Annotated in this window: 35 protein-coding genes and 2 pseudogenes; 12 read left to right on the plus strand and 25 right to left on the minus strand. The window is 36.6% G+C overall.

Translation table 11 applies throughout. The features are described 5' to 3' along the window. Positions 1-129: 129 nt before the first annotated feature. The 3 genes from ACLIBG_RS06755 to ACLIBG_RS06765 form a co-directional block, all read right to left on the minus strand. Entirely contained in the window at positions 130-702 is a 573-nt protein-coding gene (locus ACLIBG_RS06755; RefSeq protein ID WP_439311995.1) for a superoxide dismutase family protein, read from the minus strand. Between the two features lie 87 nt (positions 703-789). Next, positions 790-918, minus strand: a complete 129-nt coding sequence (locus ACLIBG_RS06760; RefSeq protein ID WP_439311996.1) for a hypothetical protein — start codon at positions 916-918, stop codon at positions 790-792. Positions 919-950: 32 nt separating this feature from the next. Continuing rightward, on the minus strand, positions 951-1,151 hold the full coding sequence (locus tag ACLIBG_RS06765; RefSeq protein ID WP_439311997.1) for a hypothetical protein: 201 nt from the start codon (positions 1,149-1,151) through the stop codon (positions 951-953). 131 nt (positions 1,152-1,282) lie between these two features. On the opposite strand from ACLIBG_RS06765, the gene ACLIBG_RS06770 reads away from it, so the two are divergent. The 3 genes from ACLIBG_RS06770 to ACLIBG_RS06780 are packed head-to-tail and all read left to right on the plus strand — an operon-like array spanning position 1,283 to position 2,932. Further along, entirely contained in the window at positions 1,283-1,672 is a 390-nt protein-coding gene (locus ACLIBG_RS06770) for a kinase-associated lipoprotein B (protein WP_439311998.1), read from the plus strand. Positions 1,673-1,700: 28 nt separating this feature from the next. Beyond that, entirely contained in the window at positions 1,701-2,411 is a 711-nt protein-coding gene (deoD, locus tag ACLIBG_RS06775) for a purine-nucleoside phosphorylase (protein WP_439311999.1), read from the plus strand. 50 nt (positions 2,412-2,461) lie between these two features. Continuing rightward, complete coding sequence (locus tag ACLIBG_RS06780) at positions 2,462-2,932, plus strand: divergent PAP2 family protein (protein ID WP_439312060.1); 471 nt, start codon at positions 2,462-2,464, stop codon at positions 2,930-2,932. Between the two features lie 205 nt (positions 2,933-3,137). On the opposite strand, the gene ACLIBG_RS06785 is transcribed toward ACLIBG_RS06780, so the two are convergent. From ACLIBG_RS06785 to ACLIBG_RS06795, 3 genes are all read right to left on the minus strand, one after another. Beyond that, positions 3,138-3,827 carry a 3D domain-containing protein gene (locus ACLIBG_RS06785; protein WP_439312000.1) on the minus strand — a complete coding sequence of 230 codons (690 nt, stop codon included), beginning with the start codon at positions 3,825-3,827 and terminating at the stop codon, positions 3,138-3,140. Between the two features lie 86 nt (positions 3,828-3,913). Beyond that, positions 3,914-4,225 carry a YuiB family protein gene (locus ACLIBG_RS06790; RefSeq protein ID WP_439312001.1) on the minus strand — a complete coding sequence of 104 codons (312 nt, stop codon included), beginning with the start codon at positions 4,223-4,225 and terminating at the stop codon, positions 3,914-3,916. A 57-nt stretch (positions 4,226-4,282) separates the two neighbouring features. After that, positions 4,283-5,500, minus strand: a complete 1,218-nt coding sequence (locus ACLIBG_RS06795; protein ID WP_439312002.1) for an NAD(P)/FAD-dependent oxidoreductase — start codon at positions 5,498-5,500, stop codon at positions 4,283-4,285. Between the two features lie 329 nt (positions 5,501-5,829). Between ACLIBG_RS06795 and ACLIBG_RS06800 the strand changes: the two genes are divergently transcribed. Then, entirely contained in the window at positions 5,830-6,816 is a 987-nt protein-coding gene (locus ACLIBG_RS06800; RefSeq protein ID WP_439312003.1) for an NAD(P)/FAD-dependent oxidoreductase, read from the plus strand. Between the two features lie 337 nt (positions 6,817-7,153). Here the strand turns inward: ACLIBG_RS06800 and ACLIBG_RS06805 are convergent, their stop codons facing one another. After that, positions 7,154-7,450 (minus strand): hypothetical protein, encoded by a 297-nt coding sequence (locus tag ACLIBG_RS06805; RefSeq protein ID WP_439312004.1) that lies wholly within the window; start codon positions 7,448-7,450, stop codon positions 7,154-7,156. Between the two features lie 158 nt (positions 7,451-7,608). On the opposite strand from ACLIBG_RS06805, the pseudogene ACLIBG_RS06810 reads away from it, so the two are divergent. Both ACLIBG_RS06810 and ACLIBG_RS06815 read left to right on the plus strand, forming a co-directional pair. Continuing rightward, positions 7,609-7,698, plus strand: a pseudogene (locus tag ACLIBG_RS06810) (helix-turn-helix domain-containing protein); the annotation flags it as partial. 61 nt (positions 7,699-7,759) lie between these two features. Next, complete coding sequence (locus tag ACLIBG_RS06815) at positions 7,760-8,113, plus strand: hypothetical protein (protein ID WP_439312005.1); 354 nt, start codon at positions 7,760-7,762, stop codon at positions 8,111-8,113. On the opposite strand, the pseudogene ACLIBG_RS06820 reads toward ACLIBG_RS06815, so the two are convergent. From ACLIBG_RS06820 to ACLIBG_RS06870, 11 genes and pseudogenes are all read right to left on the minus strand, one after another. Beyond that, positions 8,088-8,210 (minus strand): annotated as a pseudogene (locus ACLIBG_RS06820) (helix-turn-helix domain-containing protein); the annotation flags it as partial. The gene ACLIBG_RS06815 and the pseudogene ACLIBG_RS06820 sit on opposite strands and share 26 nt — an antisense overlap. 10 nt (positions 8,211-8,220) lie before the next feature. After that, positions 8,221-8,697: a DUF2975 domain-containing protein gene (locus tag ACLIBG_RS06825; RefSeq protein WP_439312006.1), complete on the minus strand. Its 477-nt coding sequence runs from the start codon at positions 8,695-8,697 to the stop codon at positions 8,221-8,223. A 300-nt stretch (positions 8,698-8,997) separates the two neighbouring features. Then, entirely contained in the window at positions 8,998-9,933 is a 936-nt protein-coding gene (locus tag ACLIBG_RS06830) for an SDR family NAD(P)-dependent oxidoreductase (RefSeq protein ID WP_439312007.1), read from the minus strand. Between the two features lie 90 nt (positions 9,934-10,023). Then, positions 10,024-10,596, minus strand: a complete 573-nt coding sequence (locus tag ACLIBG_RS06835) for a TetR/AcrR family transcriptional regulator (protein WP_439312008.1) — start codon at positions 10,594-10,596, stop codon at positions 10,024-10,026. A gap of 297 nt (positions 10,597-10,893) precedes the next feature. Then, positions 10,894-11,190, minus strand: a complete 297-nt coding sequence (locus ACLIBG_RS06840; RefSeq protein WP_439312009.1) for a TIGR04104 family putative zinc finger protein — start codon at positions 11,188-11,190, stop codon at positions 10,894-10,896. Between the two features lie 70 nt (positions 11,191-11,260). Further along, positions 11,261-11,584, minus strand: coding sequence for a hypothetical protein (locus tag ACLIBG_RS06845; protein ID WP_439312010.1), 324 nt, complete (start codon positions 11,582-11,584; stop codon positions 11,261-11,263). A 166-nt stretch (positions 11,585-11,750) separates the two neighbouring features. Beyond that, positions 11,751-11,918: a DUF3951 domain-containing protein gene (locus ACLIBG_RS06850; protein ID WP_439312011.1), complete on the minus strand. Its 168-nt coding sequence runs from the start codon at positions 11,916-11,918 to the stop codon at positions 11,751-11,753. Positions 11,919-12,954: 1,036 nt separating this feature from the next. Then, positions 12,955-13,542 carry a reverse transcriptase domain-containing protein gene (locus ACLIBG_RS06855; RefSeq protein ID WP_439312012.1) on the minus strand — a complete coding sequence of 196 codons (588 nt, stop codon included), beginning with the start codon at positions 13,540-13,542 and terminating at the stop codon, positions 12,955-12,957. Between the two features lie 727 nt (positions 13,543-14,269). Next, positions 14,270-14,884 (minus strand): hypothetical protein, encoded by a 615-nt coding sequence (locus tag ACLIBG_RS06860; protein WP_439312013.1) that lies wholly within the window; start codon positions 14,882-14,884, stop codon positions 14,270-14,272. After that, positions 14,881-15,090: a helix-turn-helix transcriptional regulator gene (locus ACLIBG_RS06865; RefSeq protein ID WP_439312014.1), complete on the minus strand. Its 210-nt coding sequence runs from the start codon at positions 15,088-15,090 to the stop codon at positions 14,881-14,883. The genes ACLIBG_RS06860 and ACLIBG_RS06865 overlap by 4 nt, the downstream gene beginning before the upstream one ends. 693 nt (positions 15,091-15,783) lie before the next feature. Then, a complete protein-coding gene (locus ACLIBG_RS06870; RefSeq protein WP_439312061.1) occupies positions 15,784-16,140 on the minus strand; it encodes a HesB/IscA family protein in 357 nt (118 codons plus the stop codon). 328 nt (positions 16,141-16,468) lie between these two features. Between ACLIBG_RS06870 and ACLIBG_RS06875 the strand changes: the two genes are divergently transcribed. Further along, positions 16,469-16,693 carry a NifU family protein gene (locus ACLIBG_RS06875; RefSeq protein ID WP_439312015.1) on the plus strand — a complete coding sequence of 75 codons (225 nt, stop codon included), beginning with the start codon at positions 16,469-16,471 and terminating at the stop codon, positions 16,691-16,693. Positions 16,694-16,799: 106 nt separating this feature from the next. On the opposite strand, the gene ACLIBG_RS06880 is transcribed toward ACLIBG_RS06875, so the two are convergent. Both ACLIBG_RS06880 and ACLIBG_RS06885 read right to left on the minus strand, forming a co-directional pair. Beyond that, complete coding sequence (locus ACLIBG_RS06880; protein ID WP_439312016.1) at positions 16,800-17,765, minus strand: 2-hydroxyacid dehydrogenase; 966 nt, start codon at positions 17,763-17,765, stop codon at positions 16,800-16,802. Positions 17,766-17,786: 21 nt separating this feature from the next. Then, entirely contained in the window at positions 17,787-18,758 is a 972-nt protein-coding gene (locus ACLIBG_RS06885; protein WP_439312017.1) for a hypothetical protein, read from the minus strand. Positions 18,759-18,929: 171 nt separating this feature from the next. On the opposite strand from ACLIBG_RS06885, the gene ACLIBG_RS06890 reads away from it, so the two are divergent. Continuing rightward, a complete protein-coding gene (locus tag ACLIBG_RS06890; protein ID WP_439312018.1) occupies positions 18,930-19,442 on the plus strand; it encodes a phosphatidylglycerophosphatase A family protein in 513 nt (170 codons plus the stop codon). Positions 19,443-19,510: 68 nt separating this feature from the next. On the opposite strand, the gene ACLIBG_RS06895 is transcribed toward ACLIBG_RS06890, so the two are convergent. The 3 genes from ACLIBG_RS06895 to ACLIBG_RS06905 all read right to left on the minus strand — a co-directional run bounded on the left by ACLIBG_RS06895 (position 19,511) and on the right by ACLIBG_RS06905 (position 21,488). Then, complete coding sequence (locus ACLIBG_RS06895) at positions 19,511-20,278, minus strand: TIGR01457 family HAD-type hydrolase (protein ID WP_439312019.1); 768 nt, start codon at positions 20,276-20,278, stop codon at positions 19,511-19,513. Positions 20,279-20,400: 122 nt separating this feature from the next. Then, complete coding sequence (locus tag ACLIBG_RS06900) at positions 20,401-21,033, minus strand: helix-turn-helix transcriptional regulator (RefSeq protein ID WP_439312020.1); 633 nt, start codon at positions 21,031-21,033, stop codon at positions 20,401-20,403. Positions 21,034-21,047: 14 nt separating this feature from the next. After that, positions 21,048-21,488 (minus strand): DUF86 domain-containing protein, encoded by a 441-nt coding sequence (locus ACLIBG_RS06905; protein ID WP_439312021.1) that lies wholly within the window; start codon positions 21,486-21,488, stop codon positions 21,048-21,050. A gap of 197 nt (positions 21,489-21,685) precedes the next feature. On the opposite strand from ACLIBG_RS06905, the gene ACLIBG_RS06910 reads away from it, so the two are divergent. Together ACLIBG_RS06910 and ACLIBG_RS06915 are read left to right on the plus strand one after the other, a co-directional pair. Continuing rightward, entirely contained in the window at positions 21,686-23,113 is a 1,428-nt protein-coding gene (locus ACLIBG_RS06910; protein ID WP_439312022.1) for an amidase, read from the plus strand. A gap of 68 nt (positions 23,114-23,181) precedes the next feature. After that, positions 23,182-23,454 (plus strand): hypothetical protein, encoded by a 273-nt coding sequence (locus ACLIBG_RS06915; RefSeq protein WP_439312023.1) that lies wholly within the window; start codon positions 23,182-23,184, stop codon positions 23,452-23,454. Positions 23,455-23,500: 46 nt separating this feature from the next. Here the strand turns inward: ACLIBG_RS06915 and ACLIBG_RS06920 are convergent, their stop codons facing one another. Next, positions 23,501-23,773 carry a YutD family protein gene (locus tag ACLIBG_RS06920; RefSeq protein WP_439312024.1) on the minus strand — a complete coding sequence of 91 codons (273 nt, stop codon included), beginning with the start codon at positions 23,771-23,773 and terminating at the stop codon, positions 23,501-23,503. 132 nt (positions 23,774-23,905) lie between these two features. On the opposite strand from ACLIBG_RS06920, the gene ACLIBG_RS06925 reads away from it, so the two are divergent. Continuing rightward, positions 23,906-24,475, plus strand: a complete 570-nt coding sequence (locus tag ACLIBG_RS06925) for a YhcN/YlaJ family sporulation lipoprotein (RefSeq protein WP_439312025.1) — start codon at positions 23,906-23,908, stop codon at positions 24,473-24,475. Positions 24,476-24,748: 273 nt separating this feature from the next. Next, complete coding sequence (locus tag ACLIBG_RS06930; RefSeq protein WP_439312026.1) at positions 24,749-25,720, plus strand: M23 family metallopeptidase; 972 nt, start codon at positions 24,749-24,751, stop codon at positions 25,718-25,720. 353 nt (positions 25,721-26,073) lie between these two features. Here ACLIBG_RS06930 and ACLIBG_RS06935 read toward each other — a convergent pair whose 3' ends face one another. After that, positions 26,074-26,181, minus strand: coding sequence for a MetS family NSS transporter small subunit (locus tag ACLIBG_RS06935; protein WP_439312027.1), 108 nt, complete (start codon positions 26,179-26,181; stop codon positions 26,074-26,076). Positions 26,182-26,195 lie beyond the last annotated feature (14 nt).

Raw genomic sequence — 26,195 nt, forward strand, 5'->3', positions numbered from 1 at the left:
ACTTTCACCCAAAAAGTACGTATGTGAGTAAATCCTATATAGAAAAAATCGCGTCTTTTCCACCGCGGTCTTGAAGTATAAAATTACCCGACTGCAAAATTCCAAAAAGCCTGGCTAATCCAGGCTTTTTTATGCTTCTTCCTGTTCTTCATTGAAATCGGTCGGATCACTCGGCTCTTCCTCTACTTCAGCACTCGCTGCAATTTCCCCACAAATAATTCGTTCCCCCGAATCCCCGCCTGGCTGACTAACTCCATCATCTTGCTTTTCTGTAATAATTAATGAAGTACCTTCTCCCTTTAACAATGACTTTTTTCCATCAAGAAGAGTAGCTTCCGCCAACATCAAATCACCTTCAACAAGACCACCGGCATCTGCTTCAATATTCGGAAGATCACCTAAATGAGCCCCTTCCGGATGCATTAAGCCATGTTCTTTCCCATCCGGATTCAGATGGTTGCCTGCGCTTTTATAATCGGGACCTTCACATTTTGGATACTCATGCACATGAATACCATGGAAACCAGGATTTAATCCTTCGAGTTTCAATTTGATATTCACACCCCCGGTCGTTTCAGACAATTTCGCTGTCCCGACCATATCTCCGCCCGTATTATACATGTTTATTGTTTTTACCGTTTTTGCATTCGTCTGACAGGCGGATAAAGCAAATACAAGAATAAAGAGATAAAGAAAACGCATATATGTTGCTCCTTTAGGTTTGTTAAATGGATGTTTATACTTTTTAGTATCCACCAAAACAGCTGTGCATAAACGTCATTCACTTATCTATTTATCCGGCTCGACCACAAAGGTTTCCAGGTCAAACCTCGCAATTTCTTTATCATTAATTATTAAAATAAGTTCAGCCTCGTAAGCGTGTTGTTTCAGTTTATTTATTTCAACTTTCAGAGCCAAACAAAAAGCCCCTCATGAGGGGGGCGGGACATTTAATCCTTTGATTTATCATTATCTATCATTTGATTAAAATTTTTATCATCATATTTTTCATCAAATAGCTGCTCTTCTTTTTTTGATTTTTTATAAACCAGATACATTGCTGCGATTGCGCCAATCATAAATATGACAAGCATAATAAAAGCTGGAATATAATCGGATTTATCTTCCGGAAAATATAAAAATTCCATCATAATAATCACTTCCTTCATCACTGATTATAGCAAATTATCCCTATTTAAAAAATAGAACAAGGTATTATTCGCCAATTTGTTCTTTTTTTGACACAATAGATAGAAGAGATAAAAAAGGAGGTTAAAGGGAAGTGTCGAATATAAATATTGGAGATATCGTACGAGCGGGTTACAATTCCGGGGAATACATCGGAAAAGTTATGGAAGATCGCCGAAACGCTTACCTTGTTGAAGTACTTGCTGTTTTAAACCATCCCAAACAAGGAGATCTGCACAATCCCGGAAGCGTGAACGGTGTTGCTTTCCATGAGCGAAAAGCTTTAGCCTTCTCCGAAAAAATGAATGCGGGAAAACGAAGAGTTAAACCGTATGACGGAGAAATCCCGAATTACAATGATTCGCTTAAAAAAGCAATAGCGAAATTAAAGCAAGATCTGAAGACATCCGATACTGCATATAATCAAGCTGCGTTGACAAAACTAACAGATCTCGAAAAACATTTTTACAGTAAAATTTTATAAAAAACTCATTTGAGATGGAGGACGTAATATGAGTATACATATTGGTGCCGAACAAGGTGCTATTGCCGAAACGATTTTGCTTCCGGGTGATCCATTGCGCGCTAAGTATATCGCCGAAAATTATTTAGAATCAGTTGAACAATATAACGATGTTCGAGGAATGTATGGGTTTACCGGGACCTATAAAGGAGAACGTATATCTGTACAAGGTAGTGGGATGGGCGTTCCATCAATTTCTATTTATGTAAATGAATTAATCCAAAGCTATAATGTAAATAAATTAATCCGGGTTGGTACATGTGGTGCACTGAAAAAAGAAGTCAATATCCGCGATGTCATTTTAGCCCAAGGCGCCACAACGGATTCCCAGGTAAATCGCATGATCTTTTCCGGTATAGATTATGCCCCGCTTGCTGATTTCAAGCTGTTAAAAACCGCTTATGAAATTGGGATGAACAAAGGGAAGGACATACAGGTCGGCAATGTTTTCACAAGTGACACATTTTACCGGGATAATGGAGAGCAAGTGAATGACCTGCTGGCCAAATATAATGTATTGGCAGTGGAAATGGAAACAACAGCATTATACACATTAGCAGCAAAATACAATTGTAAAGCATTGTCCATTTTAACCGTTTCCGACCATGCGGTGACTGGTGAAGCCACTTCAGCGGAAGAACGACAAACAACGTTTCATGAGATGATGGAAATTGCCCTTGAAACAGCTATTCAACCCTAATATTCGGGACGATTTTTGCCTCATCTCGGCAGAAAGGATGATGCCCTTTGATACATTTGCTTTTAAATTTCCCTTTGTTAGCCGCAATTACCGCAATCGTTTTTGCTCAAGTCATAAAAGTGCCAATCAGGCTCATTCTTACAAAAGAATTTGTACCGGGACTTGTTTTTAGTACTGGCGGGATGCCAAGCAGCCATTCCGCAGCGGTTGCAGCTTTAACAACCGGGGTTGGAATTTTAGACGGAGTGGCTTCCACTTCATTTGCAATTTCATTTGTATTTAGCATCATTATTATGTTTGATGCAACGGGTGTACGCAGACAGGCAGGCGAACAAGCGATTTTATTAAATCAGCTGATGAAAGATTTTCAATATTTCATAGAAGAAGCGAAAGACTGGAATAAAAAAGCAGAGTATGAAAAAAGAAAAGAGTTAAAGGAATTACTCGGCCACCAACCGATTGAAGTACTCTTTGGTGGATTATCCGGTGTGGGTATCGCATTTCTGCTTTACCATATCTAAAAAACCCCCTTGTCCATTTGAGATTGCTTAAATGGATAAGGGGTTTTTCGTTTATCACGCATTAACGGGCTGTAATACCCCCACCTCTATACGTGAAAAAAGTTAAACGTGAAGGTGGGGGATAAACAGCCCGTAAATCCCTGATTCTGTTCAACTAACATTCAGTGGGGGAGGAAAGGAAACCCCCACTGAATGAAGTTTCACTTTATTCTGCTCTAATTTTATCTCTGAATACTTGCAATGCTTTATTTTCATTTAATAAAGCGAGATCATCTTCTGTTATTTCACCATTTCCGCTTCTAACGACATATACTTCCACTTCTTTCTTGCCCCACTCGGAATAAACTTCTTCAGTCGTTGGATAGTATAAATCGATTTTGTTGCCTTTTATTGCTCCACCTTTGTCTGCAACGACACCATAACCATAATCAGGAATATACAAAATCGTTCCCAACGGATAAATCGACAAATCGGCTGCAATCGTGGAGTATAAATCACGTTTAACTTTCACTCCGGAAAATGTTATTCCATATTGCGGGTGATCTGGTGTCTTCCCCGTTGATTCCACGCCTGCTGTGTAACCCGTTGCAACTACAGTTTCGCTCGGATATTGCTCAAAATTCACTGCTTCCTCCAACGTTTTCGGTCCTTCTATTTGTTCACTAGAAATATATTGCTTCGTTTCCATCCTATGATTCAACTTTTTTTCTTCCAACTGAACAGACCGATATTGCCCCTGATTATCGATCTCAGCAGATGCGAGCTTTGATTCGGCTTGAGCCCATTGGTGAATATCGGTAAAGTTAATGTTGGAAACTGAAGAAACAGTTACATAAAAGGCCCCAAAAAATAGCAGCGTCATGGTAAACCTGCGAATAAACTTGAATCTATTCATAAATAACACCTCTTTGGATGTCATCTTTTCCAATAGAACACAAGTTTATTCATATTTTATAACTTTTTATACCAAGAAACGCACAATTAAAACATTTGATACCCACTTTTACGTAGAAATTTAATTACAAATCCCGAGACAATTGTCCCTGCAAACCCAGAAGCCAAAATAATAATATCAACAACTGTTAAGCTTACAAGTCGGGAACCGGCAGTTGCAAAAGAATCAACTGGATTGGTAATATATTCTATCGTGGATATCCCATCCACAATCAAAACAACAATAATTGGATAAATAATTGCCATGACCCACGTACGGCGGATTAGCATATTTAAAATAAATGAAATACCAAAAAATATAACAAAATATAAAAGTATGGAAACAATCAACTGAACCAATGGCTAAACCCCTTCCGTTTCCAATCATATCGTAAAACCGGTAAAAAGCAAAAATAATTACGTGAAGATATTAAACTTACCTTTTCGCATCATTAATCTCAATCCGCCTATTTTATATAAATAACGATTTTCAATAATCTTTTTCATTACCATCGCTTTCCATCCGAACAATTTATGGTCATTCAAGATAACACCTACTGCATCATCTACACCTAAAGAAGCAACTGTACCGCGTAGGTTTGGTTCAAACAATGCAAGTTCATTTCGATCAATCAATGCTCTTATATTACGAGCAACGAGCTCTGCTTCCTGAATAGCAAGTTGTGCGGTTGGCGTGCAAGGCTGATTTGTTTGTTCATTCATAACGAGCGCACAATCACCGACTACGAAGACATCCTCATAATCTGGGGTAAGCATATCGTTTCTTACTTTAACTTTTCCTTCATCTGTTTTAAAACCGGACTGCTCGACAATTCGATTTCCCCGAGCACCTGCCACCCATATCGTAGTCATCGTCGGAATTTCTGTTTCTATTCCATCTTTTTCATATACAACCTTATCTTTGTGGCATTCTTTGAGTAAGGCTCCAGTTACAAATTCTACACCGCGTCCTTCCAACGAATTCATTGCATACTCAACCAGTTGCGAATCAAATCCGGGCAAAATAGTTGGTGCTTTTTCAATATTAATAACACGAACCATTGCTTTATCAACATCGTACTCTTTGCAAAGTTCAGGTACACGATTAGCAAGCTCACCCAAAATTTCTATTCCTGTAAGATTACCTCCACCTACGACAATGTTTAGGCGTGCTTGTGTTTTTCTTTGTTCATTATTATACAATGCAAAATTATATTCAATATGTTCCCTTACTAATCGAGCGCTGTTTATACTATTAATTGTAAACGAATGTTCCTTCAATCCCTCAATACCAGATGTAGCCGGTTCAAACCCTAATCCTATTACAAGGATGTCATATCCCACTTCCCTATCGCTTAACTTTACCCTTTTTTTATCTGGATCGATTCCACATACCGTATCCTGCAGGAATCGAACGCGATTTTCCTGGATAATATCTTTAATTAATATCCTCATATGATCATGGTGAACCGTCCCTGCCGCACTTTCATGCAACCAGGCTGACTGGTAATGGTAATCATGTTTATTTATCAATGTAATGTTAGCGTCATCTGTATGGAGTAGCCTCTGTAATTTAACAGTAGTCATAATACCGCCGTATCCCGCGCCTAAGATTACAATATTAGGCTTATTCATTCCCATCCTCACTTTCATATCTTTATTATTAATCTATTAGGTAAAATCAGACCGTTTATAAAGCTGTATTTTTTTATGCCTATATACTCTTTGCCTGAATTAAGCTGTACTTCTTCAACATTGTAATAAAAAAACATCTATTTGTAATGTATATGAAATGTTTCGTTATTAATAGTAGTACTTTTATGTAGCAAATACAAGCATATAAAGTGATTTTTAACTACACCCATTGGGAATTGCCTCGGGTGAAATGCATCGTTACACGTTGAGCAATCATTTATGATACTATAGGAATAGTGTTCCTTTTTTCATGAATTGGGGGTAATAACATGACAGATAAAATATACGACATTACAATTATAGGAGCCGGTCCCGCTGGGCTTTTTACCGCTTTTTATGGAGGTATGCGCCAAGCAAGTGTAAAAATCATTGAAAGTTTACCACATATTGGCGGACAGCTAACTGCTCTTTATCCAGAAAAATATATATATGATGTTGCTGGATTTCCTAAAATACGTGCACAGGAACTGGTCGATAATTTAGGAGAGCAATTAAAAACATTTGATCCAACGATTATTTTGGGACAATCCATTGAAGAAGTCGAACGGCTGGATGATGAGTCTTTTAAAATACGGGCGTCTAACGGTGAAATGCACTACACAAAAACAATTATTATAACTGCCGGAAACGGCGCTTTTCAGCCACGCCGGTTAAACATAGACAGCTGCGCTCAATTTGAAGGCATTAACCTTCATTATTACGTAAAAAATATGGATCACTTTAAAGATCAGCATGTCCTTTTATTGGGTGGCGGTGATTCGGCAGTTGATTGGGCCTTAATGCTTGAACCGATTGCAAAAAAGGTTACATTAGTGCATAGGCGTAATGAATTTAGAGCACACGAGCATAGCTTGAATCAATTGTTCGCTTCAGATGTGGAAATTTTAACACCGTATATTCCGGTTGAAATGGATGGAAATGGAAAAATTGAACATGTCACATTGCAGGAAACCCGAGGAGATAATCAAGTTGAACTGCAACCAGATTCCATTTTATGCAATTACGGATTTATTTCTAAATTAGGACCGATTAAAAATTGGGGACTAGACATTGAAAGAAATAGTATCGTTGTAAACTCCAAAATGGAAACAAACATTCCAGGTATTTATGCGGCCGGAGATATCAACACGTATCCGGGGAAAGTTAAACTAATTGCAACCGGTTTTGGTGAAGGTCCAACAGCGATTAACAATGCTATTCAATACATTGATCCATCTGCTCGCAGACAGCCAAAACATTCGACAAGTATGTTTTAATAAGGATGTGCATGTATAATTACGCTTCATACGCAATCCGTTTATCTTTCCATCAAGTATCCCTTTGAAAAATAGTACCCGGACTACGGAATAACGGGGCTACTTGTGGAAGTGCATAACGATAAGCCGCACAATAACACCAAGGTTCACAGCTTAATCCAATGTATGATCTCACTAAAAGGGCTAAGAGAAATAATTTCTCCTGGCCCTTTTTACGATTACTTATCCCCGCTAATCTTAGTACATTACTTCATATGGACTTTTTATACCTTCCTCGCGCTTTTTTAAGTAATGTTTATAATAACCTTTTCAAAATTCAATTGCTTTTTAATCTGCCTTAATTTGAATAAAACCAAGGGATTGCGGGTGGAATATTTCCTTCAGGTAATAAATAAATTACGATAAACCATAGGCACGATAATAAGCCAAAAATAATTACAAATATTGTTCGTTTTGACCAAACCTTAAGAATTAAAGCGACTATACCCAAAGTTAAACTAATAATACTTAAAGTTAATTCAGTGTATGCAACAGCATAAATACCAAAATGCTGTAAGATCAATGTTCTAATTTGTAATAAGTAAAACAATACGTAAATAAGCTGTAATGACAATCCTAAATTTGCTATTTTCATAATTACTCCCTTATTACTCACCAAATATAAATCGATAACTTTATTAAGCAAAATGGCGTAATTTGAGGCACAAACCTTATGCGCCTACAGCGATCGACTGATAATTTCCCGAAGCAAATGATACTTACATTTCTCCTATTCCGTAAGCAAGGACACTAGCAAAAGCGATTCGATTATCTACTTTAGAATCGATTTGCCAGGCACTGGATTGTCAGCCGGGGGATATTCTTGAATATCGAAGGGATTAGACAGTCAAGATCGGCGGATGAAATGAAAGCCAGTATTTGTTATGTATATTGAAAGGAAGTGATGATCATAACAATTTCATTAATATTTTTAGTAATTGTAGGTGCTGTTGTACTTACAATGTTTGTTGTGCCGACAATTATGTTCATTAAAAACAGTGGGAAGGGAAAACGCCCCTATAAGATTTCTTATGCAGTAGTAGGACTATTGATTTTTCAATGGGTGTTTTTCTTGACTGGCGGTTACACTTTACTACCGGCGAACGTTGCGGATGCATGGTTTGTGCCTATATGGTTGGTGCTTAGTGTAGGGAGTGCAATCACAGCTATCGTTGAATTTAAAAACAATAAAATTTTTTCTATTCCCGTTGGAGGCTTAACAATCATTAGTTTTTTATCTTTCCATTTTTTAAAATAGATATGTTAGCCATTGTGATTCCAACCTCTTCGGATAATTCTGTTACACTCATTTTTCTTTTTGCCAACATCACATCAATATTGATTATAATTGCCACTGTTTTCACCTCAGACCGTTAAATCATTTTCCGATTTTATATCTAAAGCACTTTTCAACAACTTTTGAAGAACCATAGCGAAGACTGCAATAACAACAGAACTAAAAATAATTGTTAATACGATAATTGCTATTCCAGGATGTAAAGCGTTTTGTGTCAATAAGAATGTAGCTCCTAATGCATATAAGATACTAATTGTTATTGCACAGTATTTTATTTTTTTTAGTGCATTTACAGGCAGGTCCGAGAAGGCATTGTTGTTATCAATGAGGGTTATAAGTTTCAAAGCCTTATACAATGCAAAGTAAAACGGTATCCCTATTACATACAAACCAATTAAAACGGGAAATTGTAAATAGGAAAATTCCGGAAACATCTCTGCCGTATCATTCGCCAAGCTCGGCAACCAAAATATAAATAAGGTAAATACCATAACGGCAATAAGATAAATGACTATTTTTAACAAGAGTGTTGTTCCTCGTTGCACTAAAAGCACCTCACTTATTTATCATTAGTATAATATTAACACACATATATATCGTTATACAATAAACAATTATTCATTAACAACATATTAATATTGATATAATGACATAAAAAAGCATCTTTGAGTAAACAAAGATACTTCAAAAAATATTGCGAGCCTAAACAAACCTGCTCATTGTTTCAACATAGCCCTACTCCACGAAATGGTCCGATTTCAAAATAGATTTTTTATGCGAGGATTGAGCCTGATTGTTTTAAGTTGGATAAAAATTATGTCCCTTGCATTAAATGTGGAATTCCACTATATCTTCTCTTTCATCCAATTTAAAGTATTCTTAATACCTTCTTTATACGGTGTTTGCTGTACAGGTCCTATTTTCGCTTCGTACTTCTTACCACTCAAAATTACAGGGTCCTCTGTCAAGTACATCATCTCTACCATCTCTCTCATGAACGGTTGGAAAATTCCAATAAATCGAATCATTGTTTTTGATACAGAACTGATTGATTTTTTATATCCTAATTCATTACGTAATATCTCAATAATTTCTTGACCTGTTATTGGATGTGCAGATGGAATATTCCAATTTTGATTATAAGTATCCTCTAGTGAAGCTAATTTTACCATCGCCTTTGCGCCATCCAATGTAAAAATAAACTCTCGAGCCACCCTGATGTTACCAACGAAATTTGCAGATTTATTTAGAACCACGTTTTTTAGTGTTTCATGAAGTAGTGTATTTTCTGCATTTGGACCGTATAGATCTGGCATATGCACAATCAACCAAGGGACATTACTTCTCTTTAATTTATTTTCCATTGCGAGACGGATCTTTCCCTTTTTTGTATGTGGCTCCTTCTTTGTATCTTCAGTTACTTCTATTTTGGATTGCTTTCCATAAGCATAAATATTATCAACAAGCGCAATTTTTGTTCGTTGTATTTCGGCAGCTCGGACTATTATCTCTATGCATAAAGGGTGCTTATCCTTCCACTCCTGATAAGGAAAACTAACTGCATGAAAGATTACATCTACACCATCGGCTGCCTCAAGTACATCCTTTTCCACTAATGCATCTCCTGAAAAAATGTATACCTTTGATTCATTCTGATAGAGAGCATACAACTTTTCCTTACCCCTTGAAAAGGCAACTACTTCCACACCTCGTTCAACCAACTCACGAACCAATGCATAACCTATTCCACCTGTTGCACCTAATACCAATGCTTTCTTCATTACTAACATCTTCTCCTTCATGTTTGACCACTGGTCAATTATAATTAAAAAAATATGCAAGCTCTAAATCTGTTCTAATTTGGAGTTGCGCTATTCATTTAATCCTTTAATTATAAAATTCACGTGTGATTCGGCTGCTAACCTCGCTTCGTCAAAATTATCAACATATCCACGATAATGAGAAACAAAGCCATGCAATGCTAAAAATGCGGACCAAACGTTAATAATCTCCAATTTTTTCTTTGACAAAGATTGTATTGTTTGAGCAAAAATTCGATAACTGTGATTGGCTGCTACTTGGGAGAGACTGTCTACTTCTGTATTTCTTACCATAAACATGATTTCATACTGACTTTGATTGTTTAACCCAAATTCAATAAAGTTAATAAGTATATTATAAAGTTTTGTAGAATCATTTTCAGGTCCTTGAATGGTTTCTTCTAATCGATTATTTAGTTTAGAAAAATCTTCTTCTACAATTGCATAAAACAGTTCTGCTTTATTTTTAAAATGGTAATATATTGCTCCATGACTACAGCCCAGTTCCTTTGCAATGCTGCGCATGGAAATTTGCTGAAAACCCTTTTCAACAAATTGGGTTCGTGATTTCTCTAAGATCCTTTCTCTTGTCAGCTCTTGAGAGGTTGTTTTACGGGGACACATTTTCTAACTCCTTCTATTGACCATCGGTTAATAAAACTATAACACTGTCATCTTCATAATAACAGTAAAAAGATATTTTATTTTATAAATTTAACCTGAAGCTCCTATTCAATAATTTGAATAATTTGGTCCGATTCCAATTTAATTTTTATTATAATGATAGGTAAGCCTTTGAAGTTGTCGCCAGTTTTTCCCCATTCCACACCGTACGTAAAATTTTCACTAACTAGCCGTAGAAAGCAAAAGTGGACGCAATTCCTATTCCATTCTTGTGCTCGTTAATAGAAGTACATTATTTCAAAACGATTTTTTATAAGTTACAAAAAATGGAGTCAACAAAGAACCAATAATTAAAATTAGTATTCCTATTGTAAGTGTTGCAATAAGATTACTAAAAGGTGAAAGGAAATTGGCAAAGATTAGCATTGGTACAATAGTCAAAGAGACGAAAATAATCCTGCCGGGAATTGTTATCTTATGTATCGTGCCACATTCGCTACATTTAATAGGTTTATAAGTCCACAAAAACGATTTATAGATTTTGCTCCAGCTAAATTGCGCATTACAGTTTTGACATTTTTGAATGAATAGCACCCCCTATTACTATTTAACCAACCCAGAAAAATAGTCTAAGACAGCAGGCGCACTCTTGCACCTGATTGTTTTATAATGCGCTCCTATTCCGATATAAAAACAACGTAAGTGCATTTAATAAAATGGTTATAATGACAAGTACCGTTGAAGCAACAGCTACACCGCGCATTGTATCCCCCAGAGCAGACCAGTCTTCAATGTTTACCAAGTAAAGGTTATAAAAAAATTGGAAACATATTGCGATAGCGCAAGCGCTGAAACTGATGATAATGGCAAGAGCAATCCACTTCTTATTCTTCTGTTTTTTATCTCCCAAAATACTAACAATAGGAATTATCCAAGCTACTAATCCAAGTACTAAACTGCCGATGTTAAGCCAACCAGCATCAAACATATTTCATCCCACCTTTATTTTTTTAAGCGCCGGTTTGTTTAAGTGTAATATCTCACAATTCACTTCTCTGGAGTTGAACTTTTTAAGTTCAACAACCGACGTAAACCATAAATTAGACAAATAAAGGTAGCCAATAAAATCACCCCAATTGAAAGTCGTTGGAATCCTAATCGTCCTCTTGTTTGTCGCCCTCCTTAAACTTTAAACTACTTTGCCCAGTAATATGGTCATATGGTATATAACTATTGTCAGATGAACCTTTTCCAGAAAAAAACTTATAGATTATCAATATAACTACAAGAATTATTAATAATGAAAAGATAATTCCCGCCATTTTTAGTCCCTCCTTAATCACAAAAGCATCTTCCATTAAATGACCGATGTATGCAAGGTGGTTGTTAATCTTTATTAAAGAATTCCGCACAATTAATAAAGATGCATTAATTTGTATAAGCCCGCCTTTATACAGTTTATTTATGATACAATGATTACAGTAGACTGGCTTCGTATGAGGGGTTTGGCGGCACTGTAGATCTTCCATTCGTATCGTTAGGATACTTCCTGGGAGGGAGGTGATTGCCTATGGACATTGTTAGTGCGCTAACGCTCATGATATCCTTTGGGATGTTAGTGGCGTTTATCGTTTCTGATAAAAACCATAAAAAATAACCTCTCATGCGCTTTAGCAGGTACGTGAGAGGTTATTTTCCTTAGCTACCGTTCCCCTCTTGTTGGGGTTCAGTCTATCGTGACCGTTCCATGTTTCAGCATGGGCGGTCTTTATTACTTTATGAACATTCTACATATATTATACCACGAATGATAGGAATGTACACATCCTAATTTCTAATTTTAAAGCTGTTTTGTATTGCATAATTGTTTGCAATAGGTAAGCATTTGAAGTTATCTCCAGCTTTTCCCCTGCTCCACACGGAGCGTGCAGGTTTTCCCGCACTCCGCGTTCCATCTAATAAAATATACTAAATTATAAGTTCCTCGTTACTTCATGTTTGGGCTTTTTAAATCGTTTCAAGCTCACATTTCCTTCGGAAACGATTGATTTTATTTATCATGTCTCCAGTAAGCTGAAACACTTGTATAAGTCTATCAATCATCTTTTTATTAGTGGCATGAATTAATTTGTGTATCCCTTTATGCAGGATACGAAGAAGCTGGTGGCGGATTAGCTGGAAGACCATATTTACCTACTAGTCCAAGACGATTGTAGATGAACGCACCTAAGTCATAGGCAAGACGTGAAAACTCAAGATTAACCTTGGTAGCCCTTTTGAAATATTGATGAATTCCTAAGACAAAATTATTGAAAAGCAACGCATTCATAGCCGAGGGTGAATTTCTAATTCTTCGAATTAGTTTCTTTGCCTCTTCTTTAATTTTCCGATTTTTATTCGTTTTAATGCCAGTACGCGCAATTCAAAGAAACCCTTTATATCAATATCGACCACAAAGTGAAATAGGGCTTGATTGATTAAAAATTGAATTCTTGCCATGGCATGATGCGCCGACCGTAGTGGTCTAAAACCATAACTATGGTTATAAAACTGGGCTTCCGCAATTGGTTCAAGTACTTGTTTAAAACATTGTTGAATAATTCTATCCAACATACAAGGGATGCCAAGGGGTCTCCACTTGCCATTATCTTTTTCAATCCATTTTCGTCTAACCTTTTTCGGACAATAGTTTTTAAGCTGATTTCGGATTTCCATCAATAGTTTTTCTTCAGACCATTTTTTCATATCGTTTATCGTTCTTCTATCCGTTCCGGGTGTCTTAGACCCTTTATTGGATTTGATAGTACGATAGGCGAGCAAGATATTTTCTCTGGATGTGATAATATCGTAAAGATGTGAAAAAACTTGTTGCTTCGCGCTTTTATCATACAAATCCGTAAACGTTTCCGTCATATCGTAGTAATCCCAATATCGCAAAGCTTGCACTGTGGCACCCCTCCTATTGGAATGATGTTCCCAAGTTCCTACCCGGCCGGTGCAATGCACGTGTGGAAAATAACTTTTCATTTCATTAGACTTGGGGCTGTTCCTCCATTCCCATCACAGGAAATTCATCAGTCATGCCCCTACCCTCACAAGGATGAATACCTTTTGGCATAAGCCTTATGGTAAACGTTTTGGATGACAGTCCTTGTCTCAACGTTCCTTGCTTTCTAAGTCCCTTACAACCTAGCTATCCGTACTGAACTTAGGTGTCCCCTGGAAGCCTGTGAGCTGGATACCGCCTTTGTCCGGTATAGCGTGTTTCATAGGGCGCATTTTTACTGCACACCACTCACGTCATCGTAGGATGACACATAAGTTTCCCTATGTTCAATCTTTAGACCTGTATATTCGGTTATTCGTCAGCTCTATATCTTTGAAGCCATTCTCACCATACCCAGTTTTTCAGCCGTGCGGCATATTCGTTGGCATACCTTCTACAAAGGAGTGGCTTTAGCCTTCGTTCTGCCGAATGTACCTGTACTTCATACCCCGTGACCTGTCAGTCACGACGCACGCAGGAGTATTGACGGGATGGTTTTAGGAAACATGGTTCCGTCATTCCCATCCTCGATTGTAAAGTTAGAATTAAAAATCCTCAACTTTTCACGCTATAAAGCGTTTATAGTGGAACTTGTCGCGCGCGCCCGATTGCGGCAAATACATTATTTTATGACTCCTTCCCTTGCCTATTTCTTACAGCAAAAAGAAAAATGAATGGAATTAAACCACATACCAAAAAGATTAATCCTATCAGTACACCGTTAATTGCATTAAATCCATCACTAAACGAGGTGAGTGCGCCTATGACGATACTGATTAACGTAACAGCTATGGTTGAAAATGTTAAACCTTTTTTTGCAGAAACTTTATCATCTTCGTAATCTACACTCGTGTTCATTGATAAGAATGCCAACACAACCGTGGATAATATAAATACAATCCACAATGGATTTTGCTTCACTCCATTCATACCATCAGCAATAAAATCAAATCCCAATATACCCACGATGCCAATTATTTGAACAGCATATGCTATCCGTATCTTTTGAAGATTTTTTGATATAAGTCGTTCATCGGTGGTCAATGACAAAAACGCTAATATAACTGTTGAAGCTATAAATACAATCCACAACGGACTTTCTTTAATCCCATCTATCCCATTAGTAATAAGGTTATATCCTAATATAGCCAGCATCCCAAGTGTTTGAAGAGCATAGGCAATACGTATGTTTTTTAAATTTTTTATTGCTAGACGTTCGTCACTAATTCTTTGCAATTTCATTTATCTTGCCCCTCCTTGTTTAACCAAAAGATTTCATCCAGCGTTTTATTCACTGCATAACAAATATTCAAACAAAGCCTTAAAGTCGGGTTATATTTCCCCTTTTCAATCAAACTAATTGTTTGACGAGTAACACCTACTTTTTCAGCTAATTGTTGCTGGGTTAAGTCGACTTGTACACGAGCGACCTTTAAATTATTTTTCAATGTCTCAAACACCTCCTTTCAGTAATATTGTAACATATAAATTACATAAGTCAATTTATATGTTGCATAATTTAATATATAAGCTACATTTTGACGCGAAAATAGCCACCTTATTTAAGATGGCTTATAAACGTTGCATATAACTTTAGATTATTCCATTAAATTGCCCGATTGCGGAATAAAGGATTATGCATGCTCCATCATAATCCTGCGCTTAAGTTTAAGTTCACTTATCTACAAAATGTTTTGGTAAACACAATACATTACATATTTCCTCCTGCAAGGATAGACTGAACATTTGATATGTGAATTTTATATAATAAAGCAAATAAGCTTTGATGGACAATAAAAAATCACACGATATGTTTTGTTGTAAAATACCGTGCGATTTGTTTTAATATTTAATTATTTGCGCGCTGTAGTAACCCTTATGCTCAACAATGGCGATTGACACTACCAAAACTTTAAAATTTTTCCGCGAAACTTATCCTTTTATCGCAATTGTGAACGAGTCGCATCGCGATTTCTTTTTCGATTTTACTGTTCTTTATCAAACTGAAGCTTGGTATAAGTGTTGTTTCAAGGTGGGAAGATGGGATATTCAAGGCGTAATTAGGAAATGCTAGACTTTATAAATCCTTATAAATAAAAAACCAGAACACGTCTAGTAGCGTTCTGGTCTTTGTATTTGTATTAACATTTTTCCGGTGTACCTTCTGTATCTTTTGCTCTGAATGATGATCCACAACCGCACGATACGATCGCATTCGGGTTATTTATGCTGAAACCCCCGCCCATCATATTTTGTTTAAAGTCGATAACGGTATTTTCAACTATAGGCATATCTTGTTTAAACATAACAACTGGTACCCCGTTTATCTCATCAATTATATCCAATTCCTCATTAACATCATATTCAAAACCTAATGAATAAGAAAGTCCGCTGCATCCTCCACCCTTTATTCCAAAGCGGAGCCGCGTATGTTTCGGTTCATCTTCCATCATTTCTTCTATTTGGTGACGAGCATCATCGGTAATTGATATTGAAATTGACACTTATGCTCCTCCTTTAAGTTTCTAAATTTATCTAATTACTTACAAGTATACAAACAGTTTTCTTTCGTTACAACCATTTTAATTATCCAAAGCTTTGGGCTGAATGATTTTCATCTTATCGTTATTTGCTTTTCCGCTTCACTAGCGTTATGATTCGAAGAGCAACCTATTTTGTTTCACCGTGAGCAATGTCACACAAACAAATAGTAATTATTATTTTACAAAATCCAGTAATCATTATAAAATAGAAAAAGATACAGTGATAATTATTTTCAATTAAATTCATATAAACCATGCTGAAAAGAAAAGGAGTGGATATATAATGAAGGATCAAGTGCAAGAAGTACTCAATAAATTAAGACCTTTTTTATTACGTGATGGTGGCGATGTTGAACTTATAGATGTTGATGAAGATGGAGTAGTACTGCTCAGACTTATGGGTGCTTGCGGGAACTGCCCAAGTTCAGCAATTACATTAAAAGCAGGTATTGAACGTGCATTGACGACAGAAGTTCCTGGTGTAAAGGAAATTGAACAAGTCTTTTAAAACAATCATGCAGACAGAAAGAGTCACTTTTCTGTCTGCATATTTTTTATAAACTTTTCGTCGCATAAGATTTCAATACGGCGTTAGATAAAATTTGGAATATATCTTAATTAACAGGCGTAAGCGGTTCATCCCCAGTTAATACCGCTGCAATATTTTTAAAACAAAGTGAAATCATATCTTCCCTCGTTGCCGTACTCGCTGAACCTATATGTGGCAAGCAAACAGCGTTTTCCAGCTTCATAAGAGGGTGATCAGCAGAGATTGGTTCTTTTTCAAATACATCCAATCCTGCAGCAGTAATCTCTTTGTTTTCCAACGCCTGTATTAATGCCGCCTCATCTACAACTCCGCCACGGGACGCATTAATAAATATAGCCGAACGCTTCATTTTTTCAAACGCCTCTTTATTAAATATCTGTTTTGATTCAGCCGTAAGCGGGACAAGTGAAACAACAAAATCAGCGGTCTCTAACAATTCATCAAAAGCTAGATACGTGGCGTCTAGTTCTTGTTCAGCATTTGGTTTTCTTGACCGGTTATAATATTTGACTTTCATGCCAAAGCCTTTTGCTCTTCTTGCAACAGCCTCTCCAATTCTTCCCATACCGACAATGCCAATCGTCTTATGATGAATATCGGAGCCTGCAAGCATAAATGGCGACCAATGATTCCATTGATCTTGTTTTATGTAATCACTAGCCTCCGTTATTCTTCGAGCAGTGGCCATTAATAAAGCAAATGTTAAATCAGCTGTCGTCTCCGTTAAAACGTCAGGTGTATTTGTGACAACGATTCCTCGTTTCTTTGCTTCGTTGACATCAATATTATCAAAACCTACAGCCATATTAGCGACTATTTTTAAATTGGGAACCTGATCAAGAAAATCAGCATCAATCTTTTCAGAAAGTAAACATAATAATCCGTCAGCGTTTTTTGCTTCAGTCACCAAAACATCTCTCGGTACAGGCTCATCTGCTTTATCCCACATCCTGAACTCATACGTATCTTCATAAGGTTCTACTAGGGTTCGCGGTATTTTTCGTGTAATATAAATGACCGATTTTTGCAACATTATCACTCCAATTGCCATTTACAGCCATTGTAACACAGGAATTTGTAATCGGTGAATATCAACTTCTATGATCTCGTGGAATTGTCGTAGTTTATCTTCGTAATTTTTTTGTTGCTGCAACATTTGTATGAACGAATCAGCCGATACTACATCTTCATCTTTACTTATTTCCCTTTCCATCATATCAAATAGATGGATCGGAAAAATTAAGCGTGCATACAATAGGCGTATAGTAAAAATAGTTAGTGGCCGGACTGCTGTATAATCGCGTATGAATTCCTGAACATAACGAACATCAAGATCTGTTTGCAGAAAATATGCTCGAATTTGTTCCGCTAAATCGCGTGCAGGATGGTCATATACTAAATCATCCGCCCAAATGATTTCTTTGGTTAAATTATAATTATACCGGTAAAAGACAATTGTGCCCTGATCACTCTCATCATGTCTCATCTCTGCTTCACTTTCCTGCATGTACTGAATGGCATTTTCACTTAATCCAATGATGTATGGCATTATATTCATTAATTTACGATAAAAAGAAGTGGAATATTGAACAGCTTCCTCTTTAATTGTATGCTCAAATGCGTCCAATTTTTGAATCCATAATGATTTCCATTGTCCGTAGCTGGATATTGCTTGTGGTTGAAATCGGTAAGCAGTATTTCTATCGTGAAACATCGCCAATTCCTGTCCATGATTCAGTACTGAAGTTGTTTGCAGTGCTAAAACACGATAAACAATATAATGATGGTCGTTATGACGGGTTATCCATTCCCCATAATTATTTTGAATTGGGCAAGCGGTTTGTTCATACCCCATTTCCAGCAAAAAATGAGCGAGTGTTGCCTGCTCCATATGTATTATTTCCTTGTTTGTCATTAAAATGGTAAAATAATGATATACACCGTCAGAAAAACCTTCTTTGCCATTTACCTTTATTTCTCTCACTGCGTCAACACCATAACTTGATTGCAGCATTCTCTTCATGATCCGTCTCCTTTCCGCACTTTGTATAGTCTATGTAACAGAAAGGGTACTCTTGCGTTTTTCTTCTTTAACATCAGCAGAAAGATAATAGGAAAACTCGCCAAAGACAGTTTAAGTGCGAGTTTTTTATAATAACATTTAATATAAAAATAGAAAGTATTGGTGATTAAAATGGATGAAGTAACAAAACATGATGAATTGGAAATAAAAGCTAGAACTTGGCTAAAAGAACGTGGCGTTTTACTAAAGGATATTGCTGAACTAGTTTTTTATTTACAATCAAAGTATATCGAGGATTTAAAGATGGATAATTGTCTATACAATGTCAACCGTGTGCTGGCCAAAAGAGAAGTTCAGCATGCCATTTTAACAGGGATTCAACTTGATGTTCTTGCTGAACGTAAACAATTGGAACAACCTTTACAAAAAATTGTCGAACGAGACGAAAGTTTGTATGGGATTGACGAAGTTGTTGCTTTTTCCATCGTCAATGTATATGGTTCCATTGGGTTTACAAATTATGGATTTATCGACAAACAAAAGCCAGGAATACTTAAAAAACTAAACGATAAATCGACAGGTGAAGTGCATACATTTCTCGATGATATTGTCGGCGCTATTGCTGCAGCAGCATCAAGCAGACTTGCACATGCCGCTACAAACGATACGAATCTGGATGACTAATGTGGTTCAAATAAAAAAGAAGTCAAGCAGGTATACCAATTGCTTTTGACTTCTTTTTTATATGCATGTCAGTTCTCAAACCAATCTGCCAGATTTCTTACATAATAGGTTGGTTTTTGTACAATTTGTTCCAATTCTTCATATTGCGTAACCCCGGTAAAAACCATTAATGTATCGATACCGGCGCGAATTCCCGCCTGTATATCGGTATAATAATTATCTCCAACCATAATGATATCTTCTTTCTTCATTTTTAATTGCAATACCGCCTCTTCCATAATAATGGATTCTGGTTTTCCTATAAAAGTTGGCTGAACTCCAGTACTTACAGTAATTACAGAAGTTAGTGCTCCATTTCCCGGCAGCAAACCGCGCTCAGTCGGAATTGCAGTATCACTGTTTGTAGATATAAATTTTGCCCCATTCCGTATCTCGATGCATGCTTTAGCCAGTTTTTCATATGTAATATAGCGGTCAATTCCAGTTACTACAAAATCACAATCCTCTTCTACTACTGTTAAATTTTCATCCTGTAGTGCACGTACTAATCCTTCCTCACCAATAACAAAACATCGGGCTTTTTCTTTCCGCTGTTTAATAAAACTAGCCGTTGCATTGCTGGAAGTAAATACGTGTGCTGGACTAGAGGGAATCTTCATTTTATTTAATTTATCGGAAATAAATGACCGTGTATACGCAGAGTTATTCGTAACAAATAAATATGGAATATTATTTGTATTTAAATGCTCGATAAATTCTGCTGCAGCTTCGATTCGCTCATTCCCACGATACATCGTTCCATCCAGATCAATTAAATACCCTTTGTAGTTTTTCAATTAACAAATACCTCTTTTCTTACCCGATTATTTTCATAAAGTTCGAACTGTCATATACTTTTCTGTCCATAGAGGGTCCTAATCATAGAAAAAAAGATGACATTCTCCTATCATCTTTTCATTTATTCAATCGGTTTTGTAATAATCCATTTGCAACAATGGTCACCTGCTGTAATATTTTGTTCAGAAATAACTTCACTATTTTTGAATAGTTTTGCAAATACTTTCTTTTCATTACCGCACACATGGTTGTATGAATGGGCTAAATTCATAATCGGGCAGTTATAATTTTTGATAATATAATCTCCATCAGCGTTTTTTTCATATTCGATCATATACCCTTTTTCATTTTGTAGTTGGGCAATCTCCTCTATTTTTTGGTCAAAATCACCTGTTGACAATTGAGATTGATAATACTCTTCTTCCCTTTCCATACGTTTATCCAATAATTCTTCTACAGCTTCAGGACCTTGCAATCCTTCCAAATCTTTTAATAGTTCGACTGGAAGTTGCTCATATTGATTTGGAAATGTACGATGCCCTTTTCCAGTAAGTTCATACGTATGATAAGGACGACCGATATCCTGCTTATGAATATTTTCTTTTACAAAACCTTGGTTGATAAGCTCATGAAGATGTCGTCTTACAGCAACTTCCGTTACAGAAAAATGCTCCATTATTGTTTTTATTGTACACGCTGTATCTTTTTTCAATACAAATAATAACTTTTGTTTAACCGGCGTACGTGTTTTCATTGCAATCGCACCTTTTATCGTTCATTTGAAAAAGCATTGGCGACACCAAATTCATTGTCCAAATATACACGGACATGTGAACTGAATGTCTTTAACTGTTTTCTGTTAGCTGCTAAATAGCTTTCCAGGTCGGAATGATCAATGTTCAAATAATCTTTAACAATGGACGAACGTAACTGAATTAATTGTTTATACACTTGTTCATCTGCTTCCGGTAAGACTTTTTCGTCAATCAAAATATCTATAATATCGTTATAGCTTCCCGGATCGCGCATAATAAACCCATCAATCATCATATTTCCAACATCAAGGATGGATTCAATCAATAAATGCACAGCCCGTTCCAAACTTAGTTTTTCAACAAACGTATGAACTGCTTGCTGTGGGTAGATATGAAGTATCGTATCCACATATTCCAACGTTTTTTCAATTTTACTGCGATCTACAAAATACATTCCAATCACCTCAACCTTTTTTCATCTCTATCATACCACATTTCAGGTTTTGACTGAATATTATACAGTTCAAGCAACTTGAGTTAAGTTAAATTCACTATTATAGTTTATTCTTATATGTACATGCTCTAAGGCTGACATGGTATACTGAAATAGAAGCATTATTTCAGAATAATTCGAGAAAGGGTGGGTAAATGGTGAATAAAAATACCATATTGGATATGGATGCTACATCAATCGCTGCAGCAATAAAAATGCAATCTGTTACAAGTTCAGACGCTGTCACAGCTTATATCACCCATATGAAGAAAGTGAATCCACACTTAAATGCGATGGTTGAAGACCGTTTTACTTTTGCATTACAGGAAGCCGAACAAGTGGACAAGAACATAAATGACGACCAAAAAAACAAACCGCTTTATGGTGTACCAATTAGCGTAAAAGAATCTTTTCATGTCAAAAAAATGAAAACAACTGGAGGTTTAATTCATCGGCAGGATATAATCTCTTCCACTGATGCAGATGTTGTTACCAAACTAAAAAATGCGGGAGCCATTATTTTAGGGAAGTCAAATACCCCAACTTTATGTTTTTCACAAGAAACAGATAATAAATTATACGGTCGAACAAATAACGCCTGGGATGTAACACGAACTGCTGGTGGTTCCAGTGGAGGTGAAGGCGCGTTACTTGGAGCCGGGGGTGCTGCCGCAGGAATTGGATCTGATATTGGCGGTTCCATCCGTTTTCCTGCCCATTTTAACGGGGTCGTTGGATTTAAACCGGGGACAGATAAAGTATCATTAAATGGACACTTCCCTACAAATTCACATCCGCTACAAATTAGGATGCTCGGGATGGGACCAATGGGAAAATCCGTGCGAGATATGGAGCTTTTCCATAACATTATGGCATATGAACCGGTTTCGATAAAATCGTTAAATGATATGAAAATAGACATATATCCTACGAATGACAATTACCCATTATCCAATTCAACAAAGGATATCATCGAAAAAATAAGCACTAAGTTAAGTAGCTCATATGATGTGAAACGTATTTTACCGCCTTTTTTTGAAGACAGCGCAAAAATATGGCAGGAACTTATGTCTATTAATGGTGCGGCGGAAATTAAAAAACTTGCACTCAACAACAATGGATCCAGCGTAATCACTTCTTATATGAAAGAAAAGTGGGCAAATAATACAAACATGCATCCTTATTTATCTTGGGCATTAATCGGCGCGAATTTATTTAAGCCATCCTTCAAAAGATTAGCTGAAATTCAGTCTGTTCTCGAACGTGGAGATGAAATTTTGAACGCTTACTTGAAAAATCGTTTGCTCATTTTCCCTGTGTATCATACTGCCGCTTCAAGTCATAGTTCTACATTCAAGGAAATATTTTCCATTAGAAAAACATATATAAAATTCATGCCATATATCGCCTACGCAAATGTTTGGGGTTTGCCATCACTCACTGTACCCGTTGGAGTAAATGAGGAAAACATGCCGATTAGCGTACAGGTTATGAGTATAAATGGTAACGAACAAGCGATATTTCAACTCGGAAAAATATTGGAAGATGAATTCAGGGGCTATGTTCGCAGCACGCAATTTGATTAATTTCCACTTATTGGATTTATACTTCCTCTCCACTTGGCAAAAGCTATAAGGAGAAAGGAATGAGTTAAATGAGTGAAAAGGATCTTGAATTTAGAAAGGAAAAGGAAGATCGGTATTCCAACATTTCCAATGTGGACGAAAACGAATATTTAATTCCTGAAGAATTTCCTGAGGGTTCCTTTGGTTCACCAATTAATGCTGATGAAGCTGTATTCAGTAAATCAACCCCATGGCAGAAAGGACAACGCCGGCAAAGTGCTTTCGTTTACCCTGATAAAGACCGGCATGATGATCTGCCAAGACAAACGCCAGGATCCCATCCGATCCATGACGAAGAATAGTTATGTTAAATGAAAACAAACCGCTCAACTTCCAGGCGGTTTGTTTTTAATCCACTTTTTGCAATACAAAATAAGCACAACCAAAATTGCAGTACTCATATAAATAATCATCCAACGTACTTATTTTTGAATCAAATGTCGCTTTTGTGTTTTCGTCATCATAAAATCCTTTTAATCTTAATTGATTATAACCCCAATCTCCGACGATAAAATCATATTTTTTTAAAACATCTGAGTACCTTTCTTTTAAAACATCTTCCTGTAAAGCACTTTTTATATCTTCCATTACTTTATATTTTTTTCCATTTATTTCAACCATCTATCTCACCCCACTAAACTGCCTATAGTTTACCATACTTCATCCTTATACAACCAGAAATATTTATCTGTATGAATCGAAAATATAATCACAAACTAACAAAGATGAAAAAATAAAGGAGGGAAAATTAAAATGGTAAAAAAAATGTCACTGACCTTTCTCCTGATTGGCGGGTTATCTCTATTCATGATCGGGTGTTCCGAAAATAACGACGCTACAGAAGACGGTAACAAGTTGGATCAGCTTGATCCTACTCTAGAAAAATCTACAAACACTGATAATCAAATTAACAAACTTGGTTATGTGCGATATACGCAAGATGAAATCAAGGAAGATAATGAACGAAATCGGGCTGTCACAATGGACCGTGATAAAATGGCTGACATTATTGCTCGTATCATTTTAAGAAATGATGACTTTGCAGAAGTAGCCACACTCGTAACCGACGAACAAGTACTAATTGCTTATCAAACAAATGATGACCAGGTTACGGAATACACATCCGATATCGCCAGGAAATCAGCCATGTCAATCGTACCCGCCTATTACGAGATATATGTTTCTGATAATGATGTGTTAATGAATGATATTCACAGTTTGAAAAATTCAACAACAGAAAATAAAAATTACGAAAACACGGTAAACGCCATTATCAAGGAAATGAAAAAAACACCTCAAGGTCAAGAAAGGAAAACAGATTAATAATTAATCGGACTAACTCATTCTTCTAACTTCTCCCTATGATGTTAGTCCTCCTTATTAAAATTAAATGATTTTTAAGAAAAGCGCAAGCGCCCTGTTCAGCCCCGACAAGCTTAAGCAAGAATTCGTAGTGACGGTTTTTGTCACGAAGAATTATTGCTTAAGACCTCGAGGGGCTGGGCGCTTAAGCTAGACAGCTATGCGCAAATTTTTTATACTTTCTGACCTTTTTAAAAAAACAATTCGAATGTTACGCCTGGGAGTGAAAGAATATTGTTTAATAAATTAGCCTATATTTCTGTTTTGATAATTTCAATTTCTTTGATCTTATCACAAGCTGTTTTTGCCGAAGAAGATACAGAAATTTATGATAAACGTATGGCCCTTTATAAAAAGACAGAAGCAGTAACACTTGTGCCTTGGTATTATATTGCTGCGATTGATCAATATGAAAGACAGGTTAATAAAGATTTACCGGATGACCAGCTTGTCTCCATTCAAATAGCCCCGGAAAAATGGTATGGAATCGGTAATTCTTCCATGATAAGTGATGCGAGAGTTATTAAGATGTTTAACGGTATCGGAAAAGATGGAAATGGTGATGGTAAGGCAAAGAGGGATAATCCGGAAGACATTTTATACACAATGTCAAATGACTTAATCAAAACTGGACCAACTGTAGATGATTTCAAAATAGCTTTATGGAACTATTATAAACGGGATCTCTCTGTAAAAACCATTACGAATACAGCAAAGGTATTTCAAACATTCAACGATATTCATTTAACCGACAGAGCATTTCCTGTATCTCTTCAACATAATTATAGCTTTCTGAATACATGGGGGGACCGACGTGGATTCGGAGGGTTAAGAATACATGAAGGTACAGATATATTTGCAAATTACGGGACACCGGTAAAATCGACAACATATGGTGTAATCGAATTGATGGGTTGGAATTTATATGGCGGTTGGAGAATTGGCATTCGGGATATATTCAATATTTACCATTATTATGGGCATTTGAACGGCTATAGTGATGACATTGATGTCGGACAAATTGTTAAGCCCGGAGATCAATTGGGCAGTGTTGGTTCAAGTGGCTATGGTCCGCCAGGGACTTCAGGGAAGTTCCCGCCACATTTACATTATGGGATGTATAAAGATAACGGGAAAACAGAATGGTCTTTTGACCCGTATCCTTATTTAAAAAAATGGGAGCGCATGGAGAAACAAGCAAATTAAGAAAAGCGCAAGCGCCCTGTTAAGCCCCGACAAGCTTAAGTAAGAAATCGTAGTGGCGATTTTGCCACGAAGAGTTATTGCTTAAGACCTCGAGGGGCTGGGCGCTGGAGCTAGACAGCTATGCGCCAAAATTTTATACTTCCTTATCTTTTAAGAAAAGCGCAAGCGCCCTGGTCAGTCTCGACAAGCTTAAGCAAGAAATCGTAGTGGCGGTTTTTGCCACGAAGAGTTATTGCTTAAGACCTCGAGGGGCTCGGCGCTTAAGCTAGACATTTATGCACAAAATTTTATACATTCTTACCTTTTAAAAAGAGACCGGATGATCGCTATCATTTCCCGGTCCCCTTTCTTTGTTATTTATTTGCTTTCGCTTTTTTAACAGCGTTCATAATGCTTGCTGCAAATCCACCCCATAATAATATCATTCCAATAATCATTACGATAATAGCACTACCACTCATAGTTGTTCCTCCTT

The sequence above is a fragment of the Virgibacillus sp. W0181 genome, assembly GCF_051846915.1.
Lineage (GTDB): Bacteria > Bacillota > Bacilli > Bacillales > Amphibacillaceae > JBPYCR01.